We start from the raw sequence: 16,572 nt of genomic DNA, 5'->3' as shown, positions 1-16,572 counted from the left end.
CACACATATCTCTTAATATTATTCTTTCTTTTGGATTACCCCCAAAAGAAACAAAAGGGGTTTCCGACGCATTATTTTAACGATCTACTACGGTTTATTTCTAAAAGCAACCAAATACAAGCCTTAATGACTTAGCTTTTTAAAATACACGTGTAAGGCGTAGTATTCATGAGAAACTTGAAAAAATATTAACACTCGAATAAACTTGCTACGCTTCAAACAGAGGTTGCTTTCTAACGAAATTTCACCTTGCAGATTCTCGCTAAAATAATGTATGTCGGAGTTTACGAGTCTGCTTTATATTCTATTTTGTGTTTATGTGTTTTTTTACATTTGAGACTCTGAATCAAGTTCAGAGTGACAAACATTTCCAAATTTCCAAATTACCTAATTCTTAATACTCAGTTCTCAATACTAAAAACTAAAAACTACTTCTTAATCACTTTAACAGTTGCTTGGGTATTTTGGTCGGTAGTTACTTTGATGAAGTACGTACCTGGTGCAAAGGTTTCTAACGAAATGGAGTTGTCTCCATTAAACGAGTTGCTAACCAAACGTTGCCCTAAAATGTTATAAACCTCATAAGTTGTTAAGTTTTCTGGGGTATCTATAAATACGTTATTTGTTGTTGGGTTAGGATACACCTTTAAATTTAACTTTGTAAACGTATCGGTATCGAGATAATTACATGTGTTTTTAGCTAGTTTGGCAATAAAGAAATCGGTATTACTACCTGGGTTAGCTTTATTTAATTGACCAATAATCGGATGATTATTACCCATACCATCACCAAATATGAGCGTACGCATATATCCACCAACTATATAATTTCCGTCTTTGTCGGTTTCAACGGCAGTTAAACCTTCACGGAAGCCATTAGGGCCTTGTATGCGATGCCCACCAACAGGAACACCTCTGTTTTTATTTAAACGTATCAGTATCGGATCTGTAAAAGCAGCTGCAGGTTGCCCCGTAACACCGAAAGTACCTCCCCAAGTATTATTAAAAAAGCCGGTGCCAACCGCCAGTTCGTCTCCATTAATGGTCATACATCGAGTAGATTCAGAAAGCGAACCACCCAAATAATAATCTCCAGAATCATCTGCATTAGATCCCCATAGTAGATTCCCTTGTGCATTAAATTTGATTACAAAGGAGTGTCTATCAGATGAATTAGTGAACTGATAGCCTCCGAAGTTACCATTTGAGCCATTGGGAAGGACTGTGCTACTGGTTCCTCTTCCTGAAACATAGACATTGGATTGGTCGTCAACCAACAAGCCTTCAACCAAGGCGGAGAAGGTATTATTTGCAGTTTTGGTCCACAACACTTGCCCAGTGACATTGAAGCATATCAGAATAGAGGTTTGATATTCTTGATTATTAATGATGGTGACAAATTCATCACTATCATTTATATCGCGCCAAGACGTAAAATAATACTGTTGGGTTAAAGGATCGTAAGTGAAATTTATTCTTTTTGGTGTGTAAAAGCCAGAAGATGGAGTATGTAATACATTTATGGATAATGGGATGAAACCGATGTTATTTCCATTAGTATCATATTTTAATACATAATATTTGTATTGAGAAGGTAATAAACCTGAAATTTGTATTTGTCCATCAAGGTGATTGCCATTTCCTAATCCCACCATCCAATGCGTAGTGCCATTTGGTTCTACAAAAACACCATAATCCAATGCTTTAGCAACGCTTGTATAGGTTAGAGAATCACTTTGTGGCATGCGCAACCATTTAAAATGACCTTCGTTGTCGTATTTGATTAAAGCTAAAGATTTATAAGCAGGTGAAATAACATTTTGAATGATTGCTCCGTTCCAAGCTCTCGGTATCGGATCCATGATGGTGTCTGTATCAAAATTTACGGGTAGAAGAAAGTTAGATCCAACAACATTCACTAGACTGTCGTGATAACCACGATTATCAACCATAAGGCTGACATATATATTATCTGCAGTATCAATTCCCATAGAACGTGTGCGATCACCAGCTCCTCCTCCAAAAATCTTATGCCAAAGATAATTCCCTTCACAATCGACCTTGCTTAAAAAAACATTAGATAAATAATTTAATGATGAAGGCTGGTGGTAAGTGTTAAAGTAATTACCTGCGAAATTGGTGTTGTCGTAGGCGATGTGACTTAAAAGATAGGTATTGTTATCGGAAGTGATTTTTAAATCAACTACTTCTTCATGATAATTTATATCACTGTAAATCTCACTTCCAGAATTTAAATCTGCCCCTAACTTATTTTCACCTCCACCGGCTTTTGCCCATTGCCATTGGTAAGGTTGAGCAAAAGTAGTTAGGTTGAAGAGTGTTATCGTTAGTATGGTAATTATTTTTTTCATGTGTTGGGGGTTTTAGGTTTAAGGTTTAAAGTTTAAGGTTTTGGATTGTGATGAACATTTTCAAATCTTTAAATCCTTAAATTCTCTAATTGTTTGTTTTTGAGACTCTGACCCGAGCTTGCGAACTGTACGGAGTAAATCAAGTTCAGAGTGACAAGCGTTATGAACATTTCCAAATTACCTAATTCTTAATACTCAGTTCTTAATACTAAAATCTCAATACTCAGTTCTCAATACTAAAAACTACTTCTTAATCACTTTAACAGTTGCTTGGGTATTTTGGTCGGTAGTTACTTTGATGAAGTATGTACCTGGTGCAAAGGTTTCTAAAGAAATGGAGTTGTCTCCATTAAACGAGTTGCTAACCAAACGTTGCCCTAAAATGTTATAAACCTCATAAGTTGTTAAGTTTTCTGGGGTATCTATAAATACGTTATTTGTTGTTGGGTTAGGATACACCTTTAAATTTAACTTTGTAAACGCATCGGTATCGAGATAATTACATGTGTTTTTAGCTAGTTTGGCAATAAAGAAATCGGTACCACTTCCTTGAGTAGCTTTCATTAACTGTCCCACGATAGGGTCTACATAGTCATCTCCATTTGTAAATAAATAGGTTCGCATATAACCACCAACGATATAATTCCCGTCTTTGTCGGTTTCAACGGCAGTTAAACCTTCACGGAAGCCATTAGGGCCTTGTATGCGATGCCCACCAACAGGAACCCCTGTGTTTTTGTTTAAACGTATCAGTATCGGATCTGTAAAAGCTCCCATGGGTTGACCTGTGATACCAAAGGCTCCCCAAGTATTGTTATAAAAAGCTGTACCAACTGCTAGTTCATCTCCATTAATAGTCATACTTCTAGTACTTTCAGAACCAGAACCGCCTAGACCATCTCCTGCAGTACCATCTGCATTGGAACCCCATAGTAAATTGCCTTGTGCATTAAATTTGATTACAAACGATTGTCTATTTGAAATATTCGTAAACTGATAACCTCCAAAATTTCCGTTTTGTGGTCCATAATTTCCATCTGGAAGGACCGTGTAACTGGTTCCTCTACCTGAAACATAGACATTGGATTGGTTGTCAACCAATAAGCCTTCAACCAAGGCAGAGAAGGCATTATTAGCTGTTTTGGTCCACAACACTTGCCCTGTGGCATTGAAACATATCAGAATAGAGGTTCTATATTCTTGATTATTAATGATCGTGACGAATTCATCATCATATACGGAATCTCGCCAAGACGTAAAATAATACTGTTGGGTTAAAGGATCGTAAGTGAAGTTTATTTTTTTAGGAAGATATCCTTCTAAATTTGAGTAAAACGGAGCAAGAAAGTAGCCTAACGAATTACCGTTGCTGTCGTATTTTAAAATATACAATCGCTGATCATATTGGCCTAAACCAGTAATGTTAATAGCTCCGTCTAAATGACTACCGTTACCCATACCTACCAACCAATGGGTAGTTCCGTTAGGCTCTACAGTTACGCCATAATCGGTAGCTCTACTTGTCAGATATTGTAGTGAATCGCTTTGTGGCATACGCAACCATTGAAATTCACCAGCGCTGTTGTATTTGATTAAAGCCAATTTTTTATGTGTTGGGGAATTAACGTTTTGAAGAGCTAATCCGTTCCAAGCTCTTGGTAGTGGATCCATGATACTGTCGGTATCAAAATGAACAGGTAAAGCAAAAGCGGATCCAACTATATTGGCAAGGCTGTCGTGAAAGCCTAGATTCGATACACGCATTGCCACATACACATTGTCTGAAGTATCGATACCCATAGAGCGGGTTCGGTTTTCGTTTCCGCCTCCACCAAAAACCTTATGCCAAAGATAATTTCCTTCACAATCGACCTTACTTAAAAGAATATTACTCCAAGGATCGATTGATGTAGGTTGGTGATAAGTGGTAATAGAATTTCCTGAAAAATTAGTATTGCCATAAGCAATATGACTTAAAAGATAAGTATGGTTATCTGAAGTGTTTTTTAAAGCAACGACTTCTTCATGATAATTTATATCATCATAAATACCTCCAAAAATATTATCTGCAAAGAGTTTATTTTCACCACCACCGGCTTTTGCCCATTGCCATTGGTAGTTTTGGGCGAAGCCCCCTAGCCCCCAAAGGGAAAAAATGATATATATAAATAATTTTTTTGTTGTCATGATGTATGTTTTTTAGTTTAGTGCTTAGGTATTATATCTTTTCTTTTTGAAGCACCAAAAAGAAAGAAAAAGTGCTCCGAAGCAGTCTAAATACGGTCTAAATGGTTTCGAACGCTAAATCAAAAAGGTCTTGCTTTTTCAAAGCTTCAAATACAAGCCTTAATGACTTAGCTATTCACACTGAAAGTGTAAGGCGCTGTATTCATGAGAACCAAAACAAATATAAACGCTCGAATAATCAGCCAAATGATTCTTAACGAAAAATGCTTCATTTTCTTAACGTGTTTCTATTTGAGGTCGCTTTACGAGTCTGCTTTATATTCCATTTTATTTTCAATGAACATTTCCAAATTTCCAAATTACCTAATTCTTAATACTCAGTTCTTAATACTAAAATCTCAATACTCAGTTCTCAATACTAAAAACTACTTCTTAATCACTTTAACAGTTGCTTGGGTATTTTGGTCGGTAGTTACTTTGATGAAGTACGTACCTGGTGCAAAGGTTTCTAACGAAATGGAGTTGTCTCCATTAAACGAGTTGCTAACCAAACGTTGCCCTAAAATGTTATAAACCTCATAAGTTGTTAAGTTTTCTGGGGTATCTATAAATACGTTATTTGTTGTTGGGTTAGGATAAACCTTTAAATTTAACTTTGTAAACGTATCGGTATCGAGATAATTACATGTGTTTTTAGCTAGTTTGGCAATAAAGAAATCGGTACCACTTCCTTGAGTAGCTTTCATTAACTGTCCCACGATAGGATCAACATAGTCATCTCCATTTGTAAATAAATAGGTTCGCATATAACCACCAACTATATAATTTCCGTCTTTGTCGGTTTCAACGGCAGTTAAACCTTCACGGTAGCCATTAGGGCCTTGTATGCGATGCCCACCAACAGGAACCCCTGTGTTTTTATTTAAACGTATTAATATAGGATCACTAAATGCACCTACTGTTTGACCTGTGATACCAAAAGCACCCCAAGTATTGTTATAAAAACCGGTACCAACCCCCAGTTCATCTCCATTAATAGTCATACTTCGGGTACTTTCAGAACTAGAGCCACCTGAACCTGGAATAAATATTCCGTCTGCGTTAGAGCCCCATAGTAGATTCCCTTGTGCATTAAATTTGATTACAAAGGACTGACGTCCTGATTGATTATTAAATTGATAACCACCAAAGTTTCCGTCTTCTGGACCATTAGACCCATTTGGTAAAATAGTTTTTTTTGTGCCAATTCCTGAAACATAGACATTGGATTGCTCATCAATTAGCAAACCTTGGACTAGAGCCGACCATGTATTATTTGCTGTTTTGGTCCACAGCACTTGCCCAGTGGCATTGAAACAAATGAGTATAGAAGTTCTATATTCTTGGTTGTTAATGATGGTGACAAATTCATCACTATCATTTGTATCGCGCCAAGACGTAAAATAATACTGTTGGGTTAAAGGATCGTAAGTGAAATTGATTTTTTTAGGATGATAACCTTCTGTATTTGGACGAAAAGGAACGGATAGATATCCTAACGAATTACCGTTGCTGTCGTATTTTAAAATATACAATTCCTGTTCGTATTGAGCTAATCCAGAAATATTAATAGAACCATCTAAATGGCTACCATTTCCCATACTTACCAACCAATGGGAAGTACCGTTAGGTTCTACAGTTACGCCATAATCAAAGGCTCTACTTGTATTAAGCATTAACGAATCGCTCTGCGGCATGCGTAACCATTGAAATTCACCAGCGTTGTCGTATTTGATTAAAGCCAATTTTTTATGTGCCGGTGATTTTACATTTGGTAATGTTACACCGCCCCAATTACGTGGAATGGGATCCATGATGCTGTCGGTATCGAAATGAACAGGTAGTGCAAAAGCGGTTCCTGCTATATTAGCTAAACTGTCGTGATAACCATTGTTCCATACACGCATTGCTACATATACATTATCTGAGGTGTCGATACCCATAGAACGTGTTATATTTTCACCATCACCCCCCCCAAAAACCTTATGCCAAAGATAATTCCCTTCGCAATCGACTTTGCTTAAAAAAATGTTACTTCTGTGACCAATAGTCGATACTTGGTGATAAGTAGCAAAGGAAGTACCTGCATAATTGGTATTTCCATAACCCACATGGCTTAATAGATAGGTGTTGTTATCTGAAGTGTTTTTTAATGCAACAACTTCTTCATGATAATGCACATCACCATAAATATCGTTATAGATTATATCGGCGTAAAGTTTATTTTGTCCACCACCGGCTTTTGCCCATTGCCATTGATAGGGTTGAGCGAAGCCCCCTAGCCCCCAAAGGGAGAAAATGATATATATAAATAATTTTTTTGTTGTCATGATGTATGTTTTTTAGTTGTTAGTTTTTAGTATTGAGAAATTAGACTTGTTGTAATTTTTAAAATCTAACCAAGTTTATGTTGATAACCTTTGAATGGACTTTTCTTTAATTAAACATTTATTTTTTTAAAGATGATTATTCTAATAAAATAACACTATCTGTGCTAATATAAAAAAATATCAACACAGATAGCTGGTTATTTACTGATAAAATTAGTTTTTGATTAAAATTTGTTGTTTGATAAATTCGTTGTTTACACGTAGAATTATGATGTATTGACCTGAACTTAATCTGCTAGCATCGAATACTACTGATTCTGAAGATTCACTAGAATCATGAACCCACATTTGTACGCCCATCATGTTATAAACTACCAATTGTACATTCGTTTGTTCTTTTGTATCTAACTCGTAACTAATGGTTGTAGTTTCTTTAACAGGATTTGGCGCAACCACTAAGTTTATCAACTGTGGGTTACCGTTTGCTTCGCTGTCTTGAGGATTAGTTACGGCAGGACGTGCGCTTGGTACATCCCACATTTCCGAATACTTACATTGTAAACTTTCAGTACCTTGTATATTGAATTTTACTTCTAACATACCTGGAACAAAATTCGCATTCGGATAGAAATACAATGTTATACCTCCTGTAGATCCATTGGCTGGAATATAGAAACTGGAAGGGGAGAAGGTGCCCATCGTGCTTTCTAAGCTAATATTAATTCCTTCACCATTTGGATTATAAATGTCTACATGGTATTGGTAAACTAAGAATGGATCGTAGATTATTTTTTCTATTTCGTGATTTACTTCTAATTGACAACGACCGCATCTGCCGTTATAATTTGCTCTTAATTCACCACTTGTTGCGTCACAATTTCCATTGCTTAGCATCAATTGGTAAGTTCCATTTAACATGTATGATAACTCACTAACAGCTCCGCTACCACCAGCAATGGTACTTCCGTTTTCTAACCAACGGTAACTATTGAATTGCGCATAAGGTGAAGGACCTAAGATCACGCGATCGGTATCTATTTTTTCGCCACAATAGCTGTAACAGCCTGTTGGGAAAATCCATAAATAGCCATCTGGACTCTTAGGAACATCAAATTGATTACTCACTTCGCAACCCACACCGTTGCTTGCCGTTACTTTGTACGGACCACCTTCGGTAACTTCAATACTAGCACCAGTCATTCCATTACTCCAAATGTACTGACTTGCATTACCTGTAGCAGTTAAACGTACACGATAAGGCGAACAGCTTAAAATTTGATGACTTAAACTTGGTACACTTGGTGGATTACTTACTACCACGGTATGTGTATAACTACCCACACAATTAGGATACAATGGATTACGAACTTCTAGCGTATACGTATAAGTTCCTGGAGTTTGTTCTGTAAACTGGCGATCGAACGGGGTTGTTGTATTCCAAGTCGTTAATGGACTGTTGTTACGTAACCAACGACGAGGGAAACCTTCATTTTCGCTTACTCCATTTAATGTAAATGGAACGCCTTTACAAGCCCCATCTGGTCCTTGAATATATACATAAGGCGCTTTGATTAAAGTTACATTTACTGCAGGTGTTTTATAGTTTGCACAATCATCTGCTGTATAGGTAACTACCCAATAACTACCTGATTCGTCAGGCGTGTAGGTACTATTTGTTGCACCAGTAATTGGATTGTTGAATCGCATCCATTGGTATGATGCAACATTTGAACTTCCAATAGCAGAATATTCTAACGTTACAATATCGGTTTCACAATATGAACCTCCACCATCAATTTTCCCGTCATTATTATTCCGATTAACCCGTATTTCTTTAGAATAGTGGTATTCGCAACCTTCCTTGGTTTTGATGGTTAGTTTAACTTCGTCTGAATAACGAAGATTCACCGTTGGTGACATACTACTATTCGTCACATCATTGAAGTCCCAAATATAAATAAAGTTTGAGTTACTAATAGGAGGAATTAGGGTTACTGCCTCGGTATCGCAGGTTTCTGAAATGGAAATACCGTTTTGTTCAAAGTCAATTTCATCGTTTATACTAGGTAATTGTGGTAAATCTACAACAATTTCTTTGGTACAAATTATTGCACCGTTTAAAGTAACCGTTGCTGTATAAATACCTGGAGCAACATTAGGGATTTCAAATGGTGAATCTGAACTTGAACCATAGTTACCAGATAACGTTAACGTAAAACTAGGTGGTGTGCCAATATAGGTTGAATTATCCCACAAGGTTACGGTATAGTTATTTGTATTCATGTTACAGACAGCACTAAAACGTATGTCTGGCGTGTATTTTTTATCCATACTTACGGTATCGAACTTATCACAATAATTTCCACCATATTGTGCAATGGCTGAAACGTCATGAATACCTGCAACGTTTGTTGTAAATTCTGCCGTTACAACACTTCCGCTTATGTTTTGAGAAGCAATATCAAAAGTAACATATTGTGGGTTGTAATTCCAACCAATAGTAGGAGATCCAGTAAAGTTAGCTGTAATTTTGAACCTAGTACAATCTAACCATTGGGAATTGGTAATGATTATGCTATTATTGTGACTTTGACAATTCGGATTACAATTTTCGTTAACAAATTTAAAATAATCTCGAGCTTTACAACCATTTTCTGCTGTTGCTTCTACGTAATACTCTCCCAAACCATCAATATTTGTAATCGTAATCGTTTGCATACCAGTACTTCCAGGGATTAGAGTGTTATCACCATAATACCATGCTAAAGTAGTATCGGTTAAATTCATTTGCATATTAGCCGTAACCGTATGACTAAAGTTTGAAGGATCACAAACGACTATTAATTTGTGAGAAGTTATATGTACTACAGGTGCTGGTAAAACCATTAGGTTATGTACCACCATATTGTTATTTGTACAGCCACCAACAGTTGCACCTGTGATGGTTACGGATCTTCCTACTTCATCAACTACGTTAGCAAAATATTCTAAGTCTATATCAATCGTATTAGTATAGCTTCCAGAATAAATAAATTGAGCACCTGGATGACTTCCGTCGCTGTACACAATATCGAATACCGCATGATTCACAGGAATACTAGTTTCAATTGTAATTGTAAAATCAGTTGAACCGCAAACCTGTACTGGAGCATCAACAATCCAAAAATCAATATTGTTGATTACAGTGAAAGGAAATTTAACTGTTTTGGTTTCAGTACATTTTCTAACGGTAAGCATTAAAAAACCTGAAGAAGTTGCAGCTGTATTACTTGTTTGATTGAAACTCACGACTGGAGACAAAGTATATTGCCCAGAGATGATATTTCCAATTGAACTTTCAATACTATTTGAATCTAAAAATTGCCACTCTACATGATCGTATTCTGTAAAGCTTACATTTGCAATAAATTGCGTGATAGATGACGCACAGAATTGGTTTAATCCTTGAACGTTAGCTATTGTAGCATCTAAAGTTTTAACTTGTACTTGTAAAGAAATTTCGTCAGATTTGCAGAAAGGCGCATTTTTTAAACGTTTTATCACCGAAATGGTTTGCGTACCCAGGGTGTTAAATTGTACAGAAACCGAATCTCCAATGTTAGAGCCATCAAAAATTCCGCCTGTTATATTCCATTCCAAGATATATTTCGCAGGGTCATCATTTACTGCAGAGAAAACAAATGAAGTTTTTAGACAAGCTTCTGTAGGGCCTTCAATTGGTTCTTGAACAGGAGTAGGTGTTTCAGCTACAGTAATAAAAATAGGTTCGCTTTCGCAATAATTTGGTGCTATTGCCGTAAGTACATAAGCCCCAGGAACATCAAAGATATGATCGAAGTTTTGTCCATTAAAAGTAGTAACTACATTAGTCCCTTTTTTAAGTGTCCAAACTGCATTTGAATTATCAGAATTAAAATGACCTTCAATTCCTTGACAAATTAAATTATCTGTTTTTGTCCAAGTTATAACCGGATCGGTTACTTCAATTTCAAATTCGGCAACGCCACCGCAACCTAATAGGGTGTTTTTATATACACAACGCAATAAATAAGTCCCTGCTTCTAAAGCATTTACAACAACCTCATTTCTTTGATCGGTGTTGATGATCGTTGTACCATATCCACCAGAAATCGGTACAATTTCCCATTGAAAATCAGTTGTTGGCCATTGAGGTAAGGTGTATCGTGCTTGTGCATTGTTACAAATGGTTGGTAAACCTTTAATTGTACCAACGCTTTGTATAACTGGTACTTTTACCGTTGTCCAAACCGGGCACGTACAATCAGATAAGTAACTAACATATCCAAAACCACTTTCGTTTACTTGATCCCATAAAACTTCGATGGCATGTCCATTATCGTTTACAATTGTACCTCCATCAACTTTCCATTTACCTCCACACTCGTCTCTTACAGAATAAGTTGCAGAGAAGCCGTCGCAAACAACCGTAGGACATTCGATAGTCACATTCGGACGATCAATAACTTCAATTTCTATTGCGTACGTGTCGGTACAATTACATTCATTAGTTACACTTAGAATTACTTTATAATTTCCAGGTGAAGTATATGTATGTGTTGGCTGAAACTCGTTTGAATAGGTATTGTCACCGAAATCCCATTGGTAAGAAACCAATGCAGTTCCACCATTAGTTGTTGAAAGATTGATAAAGTTTAATTCTGTGTTTAAACAGCTAACTGGCTCTTTGGAATTACTTATTTGAAATTCTGCAATCGGTGAAGCAATGATTTCAACACAATTTTGAATGACTTGTGTAGAGTTATCTTGCTTAACTACAGTAACTTCAATAGAACCTCCACCCATGGAAGACCATTCTACATTAGCTGATAAGCCGTTTCCGTTCGGAGTAACGATACCACCTGTTACACTCCAAGTGGCAGTTACTAAATTAGTACCACTCACCGTATAGGTGACGCGACTTCGCTCACAAACTCTGATACATTCATCGGAATCGATGTCTTCTGAGAGTCCGCGCTCTTTGTCTTCTTCATAAATCCGACAGCCTACTTCGCCATCCCACGTAAGTTTTGTGGGTTGCACTTGGGCGTACGTCTGAAAATGAAACAGCAGTGCTCCAAATAGAAGCAAAATCATCTTAATAAAAGATGTTTGGGTAATTGCTTTTTTCATAATAAAAAAATTAAATGGATAATTAATGAGAGCTACTACTCTTGGTTAATAGTTTTGTAGTAGTTTTTGGTAATTGTTATTAAAATTTTCAATTGATTATTTCAAAAAGACAAGCGTTAAATACCGCAGATGCAGGTTGGTCTAAATAACCTTTTACAATGAATATTGTTTTACCTTTTTTCCATTCTGGATCATTGTAATCTTTTAAATTCAATGTAACATATTGTAATAATTCTGTTTCAAATGAATTGATGTTATTTGTAATAATTGAATTATTTAATTCATCAATATTGATCTCAGAATTGATTATTAAATCTAAAATTTCTTTACATTTCAGTGAAACATTTAAATTATCATAGATATAATTTTTATTGTTAATAAGAGTTTCTATTTCTATTGTGGTTGGTATAGAATAATTATTTATTTTTAAATTTTGAAATTCAGAATTTGTTAGTGTAATTGAATCTAAACGAATGATGACTTCATTAAAGTTCTGGTTATTATGTATAGAATTTTGTGAGTAAACTTTTAAAAGACTATCTTGAATCATTAATAACTTGTTTGTCGTTGTTTTAGAATTAAATTCTTTTGCGGCATTTTTAAATTCAGGATTTTCATCAATAAGTTGAGATGTTGTACAACCAATAAGAATAAAAATTAAGAATAGAGAGTAAATTTTTTTCATAATTAAGAGAATATTGTTTTCTCAAATCTATCTTATTGTTAATTAAAACACAAAAAGTTGTTGGTCGAATTGATCAATTTTCCGTGTTTTCTAATTTGTAAAATGTTTATTTTTAGTTATTTATATTTTTTTTATGAAGTGTGGTAAATATAGTTTTGTTATTAATAAATGGATGTTTTTTATTGTTTTTAATCTAATTTTTTTGCCGATTTCAGCTCAAGATTTAAATATATTGAAAGCTAAAATGGATACAATTTCTAATGATGATTTGAATTATGAAAAAACCTTACAAGAATTTATTGTATTAAGTAGAAAAGAAAAAAATAATAATTTCCTATTTGAGGGTTATTTACATGCCATACGATGGTATAATGATACATTGATCAGAAAAACGTATTGTGATAGTGCAACTCTTTTAATTCAAAATCAACAAGATGTTAAACTTAAAGTTCGATTTTATCAAACATTAAGTTATGTTTATTTAGTTGAAAGAAATTACTCAAAAACTTTACAACATCAATTTAAAGCACTGGAATTAATCGATAAACATAACGAACCCTATCTATATAATAAATCTTTATATTCAATTGGTGCGACTAAATTGTTTATGGCTAATTATAGAGAAGCGTTAACTTATTTTCAAGAGGCTAGTTCTTATTTTGTTACAAAAACTGATTTATCTCATATTAACGGCTTTATTAATTGTGTTCGCTCTCAAGCTATTTGTAATTATTATTTGAATAACTTAACAGAAGCTAACGATTTATTACTTCATGGGAAAAATAAGTTTCATTATTTAGATAGTAAAGATCGTATTTTAGAGAATGCGTACTTTAATCTGACCCAATCCATGATTGATTTCAAGCAAAAAAAGTATACAGAAAGTGTTAAATTACTCTTAACATCTTTGCCGATAATTATTAAAAATGATGATTTTGCCAACGAAAATTTAATTTATTTTTATCTAGGTAAAAATTATTGGGAATTAAATAACAAAGATTTAGCGATAACGTATTTTAAAAAAATAGATATTCTATTTGGTAGTAAACAATATATAAATGCTCATTTATTAAAAGCATACACTTATTTAATTGAATTTTATAAGCAAGAAAACAATCTAGAAAAGCAGTTATATTACACTAACCAATTGTTAATTGCTACTCAAAACTTTCAAGCTACTCAAGCTTATTTAAGCCATTTTTTTCATTCAGAATTCGATATCAAAAAAATGGAGGCAGAAAAACAACGTCTAGAAAATCAAATTGGTAAAAAACAATTAATTTTAGTTGTTGTTTCTGTAACGGGGATTTTAATTCTAGTTGCTTTTATAATTTTTTATATACGAAGTTTGAGCTTAAAACGATCATATAAGAAAAGATACAAAGAAGTTTTAAGACAAATTGAAGTACGTCGTTCAGAGCGTGTTTTAAAAAATGAGTTCGAAGCTACCCAATGGAAATTTGAAAGTAATAGAGAGTTTTGGCATACATTTGCCATAGATAATTTAGATAAGGGAGTAATAAATGATTCAAAAGAGTTTTTATCAACTCAGCTTATAAAAGACCTTTTTATTAAGCTAGAAAGATTTGAAGAAAATAAATTGTTCACGAAACCCGATTTAACTTTAAATGATTTAGCAGAATATTGTAAGACCAATCGTAGTTATTTATCTCAATATATCAATCAAGTAAAAGAAAAGAGCTTTCCTGATTATATAAATTCACTTCGCATAAATTTATTATTAGATAATTTACAAACAGATTTACAGTTGAAACATTTAAAAACTGAAGTAATTGCCGTAAAATACGGATACGGTAATCGAAAAAGTTTTTCAAATGCCTTTTTGAAAATTACTGGAATTAGTTATTCTTATTTCATACAAGAGTTAAAAACTAAAAATGAGAATTATTATGTTTAATTTTAAATACTTTTTCTTCTTTTCTTTATTCGATAAGCAAAATCATTTTACCTTGAGAATCGGGTAGAAGACGTACGGCAAACATCGTTTTTCGAACAGATTGTAGTATGTAAAAAAGGATAGCGATAGATTTATAATTGTTTTCAAATATTAAATATAAAAAAAACCTGAAATCAATTTGATATCAGGTTTTTAATTTTAGTAATTTATTTGAATAAATGTACTTGAGTCTGCGGAGAAAGAGGGATTCGAACCCCCGGACCTGTTACAGTCAACAGTTTTCAAGACTGCCGCATTCGACCACTCTGCCATTTCTCCTTTGGTCTGTTCTAATGATGTTTGTTTCATTATTACGAGTGCAAATATACTAGCTTTTTCTATATCTGCAAGACTTTTTGATAAAAAAAACTTAGCTGTTTTTTAATTATTAGCTAAGTTTCTAATCCGTAATATTTTATGAAATAAAAAAATTAAAATTTATTTTCAACTTCTGCAGCTGCAAGCATGAAATAATGTAAATCGGTATTTCTCATAAAAGGTTTTTGATTTTGTTGACCTGGTCCAAACATCGCTATTTCTACATAATCTGCCGAGTGATCCATTGAAATCCATCCAACCGAATTGTATTCTTTTTGTATTTCTGCAAATGATTTAAAAGGCAACTTTTTGTAATTATACAAGCCGTCGTCATCCTTATATAAACCTTTATAATAATCAAGTAAATGATCAGCTTGGTCTTTAGTAATCGTGAAACCTAAATTAGCATGTATAAAATCTATTAAATCTTTTTCAGAGGTATCTGATTTTATTTTATTTAATAACGATTCATTGGTTTGGTTGTAATATTGAATCGAATCTAAATGCGCGTCAACATTTTTACCATAAATTAAACCAGGATTCGCATTTCCGTGATCTGTTGTGATGATAACTAAAGTGTTTCCGTCTGCTTTTGCAAAATCCAAAGCTACTTTAACAGCATCATCAAATTGTAATTGGTCGTGAATTAAACCAGCAACATCATTAGCATGAGCTGCCCAATCTACTTTTCCGGATTCGACCTGAAGAACAAAACCTTTTTTGTGAGATTTCATCGCCTCAATAGCCACTTGCGTCATTTCTGCTAAAGTTGGAATTTTAGCTTCTAATTCAGGATTATTTTTTCTATCGATAGCATAGGGTAGTGCATCTTCATCAAAAACACCTAAAACCGGTTTTGAATAATCAATGTTTTTTAAATCAGCTTTTGATTTTGCCACATTATATCCTTCGGCAGAAAAAGCGGCATACATGTCTTTTTTGTCTTTACGAAAATTAGCATCAAAATATTTATTTCCGCCTCCCATTAAAACATCATAACCAATTTTTAAATATTCTTCTGCAATTGCAGATTGGTCGTTTCTACTTTTCATACTAACAGTAAAACCCGCTGGAGTTGCGTGAGTAATGGGGACTGTAGTTACACAACCTGCTTTTTTACCTGCTTTTTTGAACTTCAACCAAATCGGAATCAACTGGTCACCATTGACACTGATATTAATTACTCCGTTTTTAACACGTTCTCCTGAACCCCAAGATGAACTTGCTGCAGCAGAATCTGTAACTATAGATGATGCCGAAGCCATATCCATAATTCCTCTTGAAACGATATTATCTTTATAAGCTTGAATCCAATTTGTAGTTTTTCCTAAAATACGTTCTGAATAAATATTGGCCATATTTAAGGTCCCGGAACTCATTCCGTCACTTACTAAAATGATGATGTTCTTTGCTTTTTTATTTTTATAATTGATTTCATTTTCAATCGGGTGAGCAAATCCTTGTAACGGATTTAATAATGCTGCACCAACACCAGCAATTGAACCAGCTTTGAAAAATTTTCTTCTATCCATT

The 16,572-nt window shown here is 34.3% G+C and carries 7 protein-coding genes and 1 tRNA gene; 1 reads left to right on the top strand and 7 read right to left on the bottom strand.

What is annotated here, in order from left to right; translation table 11 throughout:
* Nucleotides 1-428 precede the first annotated feature (428 nt).
* From HW119_RS15820 to HW119_RS15800, 5 genes are all read right to left on the bottom strand, one after another.
* Nucleotides 429-2,372, bottom strand: coding sequence for a T9SS type A sorting domain-containing protein (locus tag HW119_RS15820; protein ID WP_177766200.1), 1,944 nt, complete (start codon nucleotides 2,370-2,372; stop codon nucleotides 429-431).
* Between the two features lie 243 nt (nucleotides 2,373-2,615).
* Nucleotides 2,616-4,559 (bottom strand): T9SS type A sorting domain-containing protein, encoded by a 1,944-nt coding sequence (locus HW119_RS15815; RefSeq protein WP_177766197.1) that lies wholly within the window; start codon nucleotides 4,557-4,559, stop codon nucleotides 2,616-2,618.
* A 425-nt stretch (nucleotides 4,560-4,984) separates the two neighbouring features.
* Nucleotides 4,985-6,928 carry a T9SS type A sorting domain-containing protein gene (locus HW119_RS15810; RefSeq protein ID WP_177766194.1) on the bottom strand — a complete coding sequence of 648 codons (1,944 nt, stop codon included), beginning with the start codon at nucleotides 6,926-6,928 and terminating at the stop codon, nucleotides 4,985-4,987.
* A 213-nt stretch (nucleotides 6,929-7,141) separates the two neighbouring features.
* Nucleotides 7,142-12,079 carry a PKD domain-containing protein gene (locus HW119_RS15805; protein ID WP_177766191.1) on the bottom strand — a complete coding sequence of 1,646 codons (4,938 nt, stop codon included), beginning with the start codon at nucleotides 12,077-12,079 and terminating at the stop codon, nucleotides 7,142-7,144.
* Between the two features lie 88 nt (nucleotides 12,080-12,167).
* Nucleotides 12,168-12,764, bottom strand: coding sequence for a hypothetical protein (locus tag HW119_RS15800; protein ID WP_177766188.1), 597 nt, complete (start codon nucleotides 12,762-12,764; stop codon nucleotides 12,168-12,170).
* 244 nt (nucleotides 12,765-13,008) lie between these two features.
* Here HW119_RS15800 and HW119_RS15795 point away from each other — a divergent pair, with 244 nt between their 5' ends.
* Nucleotides 13,009-14,682: a helix-turn-helix domain-containing protein gene (locus HW119_RS15795; protein WP_177766185.1), complete on the top strand. Its 1,674-nt coding sequence runs from the start codon at nucleotides 13,009-13,011 to the stop codon at nucleotides 14,680-14,682.
* 233 nt (nucleotides 14,683-14,915) lie between these two features.
* Here the strand turns inward: HW119_RS15795 and HW119_RS15790 are convergent.
* Nucleotides 14,916-15,000: transfer RNA gene (locus tag HW119_RS15790), tRNA-Ser, on the bottom strand.
* Nucleotides 15,001-15,152: 152 nt separating this feature from the next.
* Nucleotides 15,153-16,571, bottom strand: a complete 1,419-nt coding sequence (locus HW119_RS15785) for an alkaline phosphatase (RefSeq protein ID WP_177766182.1) — start codon at nucleotides 16,569-16,571, stop codon at nucleotides 15,153-15,155.
* Between the last annotated feature and the right edge of the window lies 1 nt (nucleotide 16,572).

This window comes from Flavobacterium sp. I3-2, from assembly GCF_013389595.1.
In the GTDB taxonomy this organism is placed as follows: Bacteria; Bacteroidota; Bacteroidia; order Flavobacteriales; family Flavobacteriaceae; genus Flavobacterium.
The sequence above is the reverse complement of the archived record's forward strand: the minus strand, read 5'-3'. Positions and strand labels throughout refer to the sequence as shown.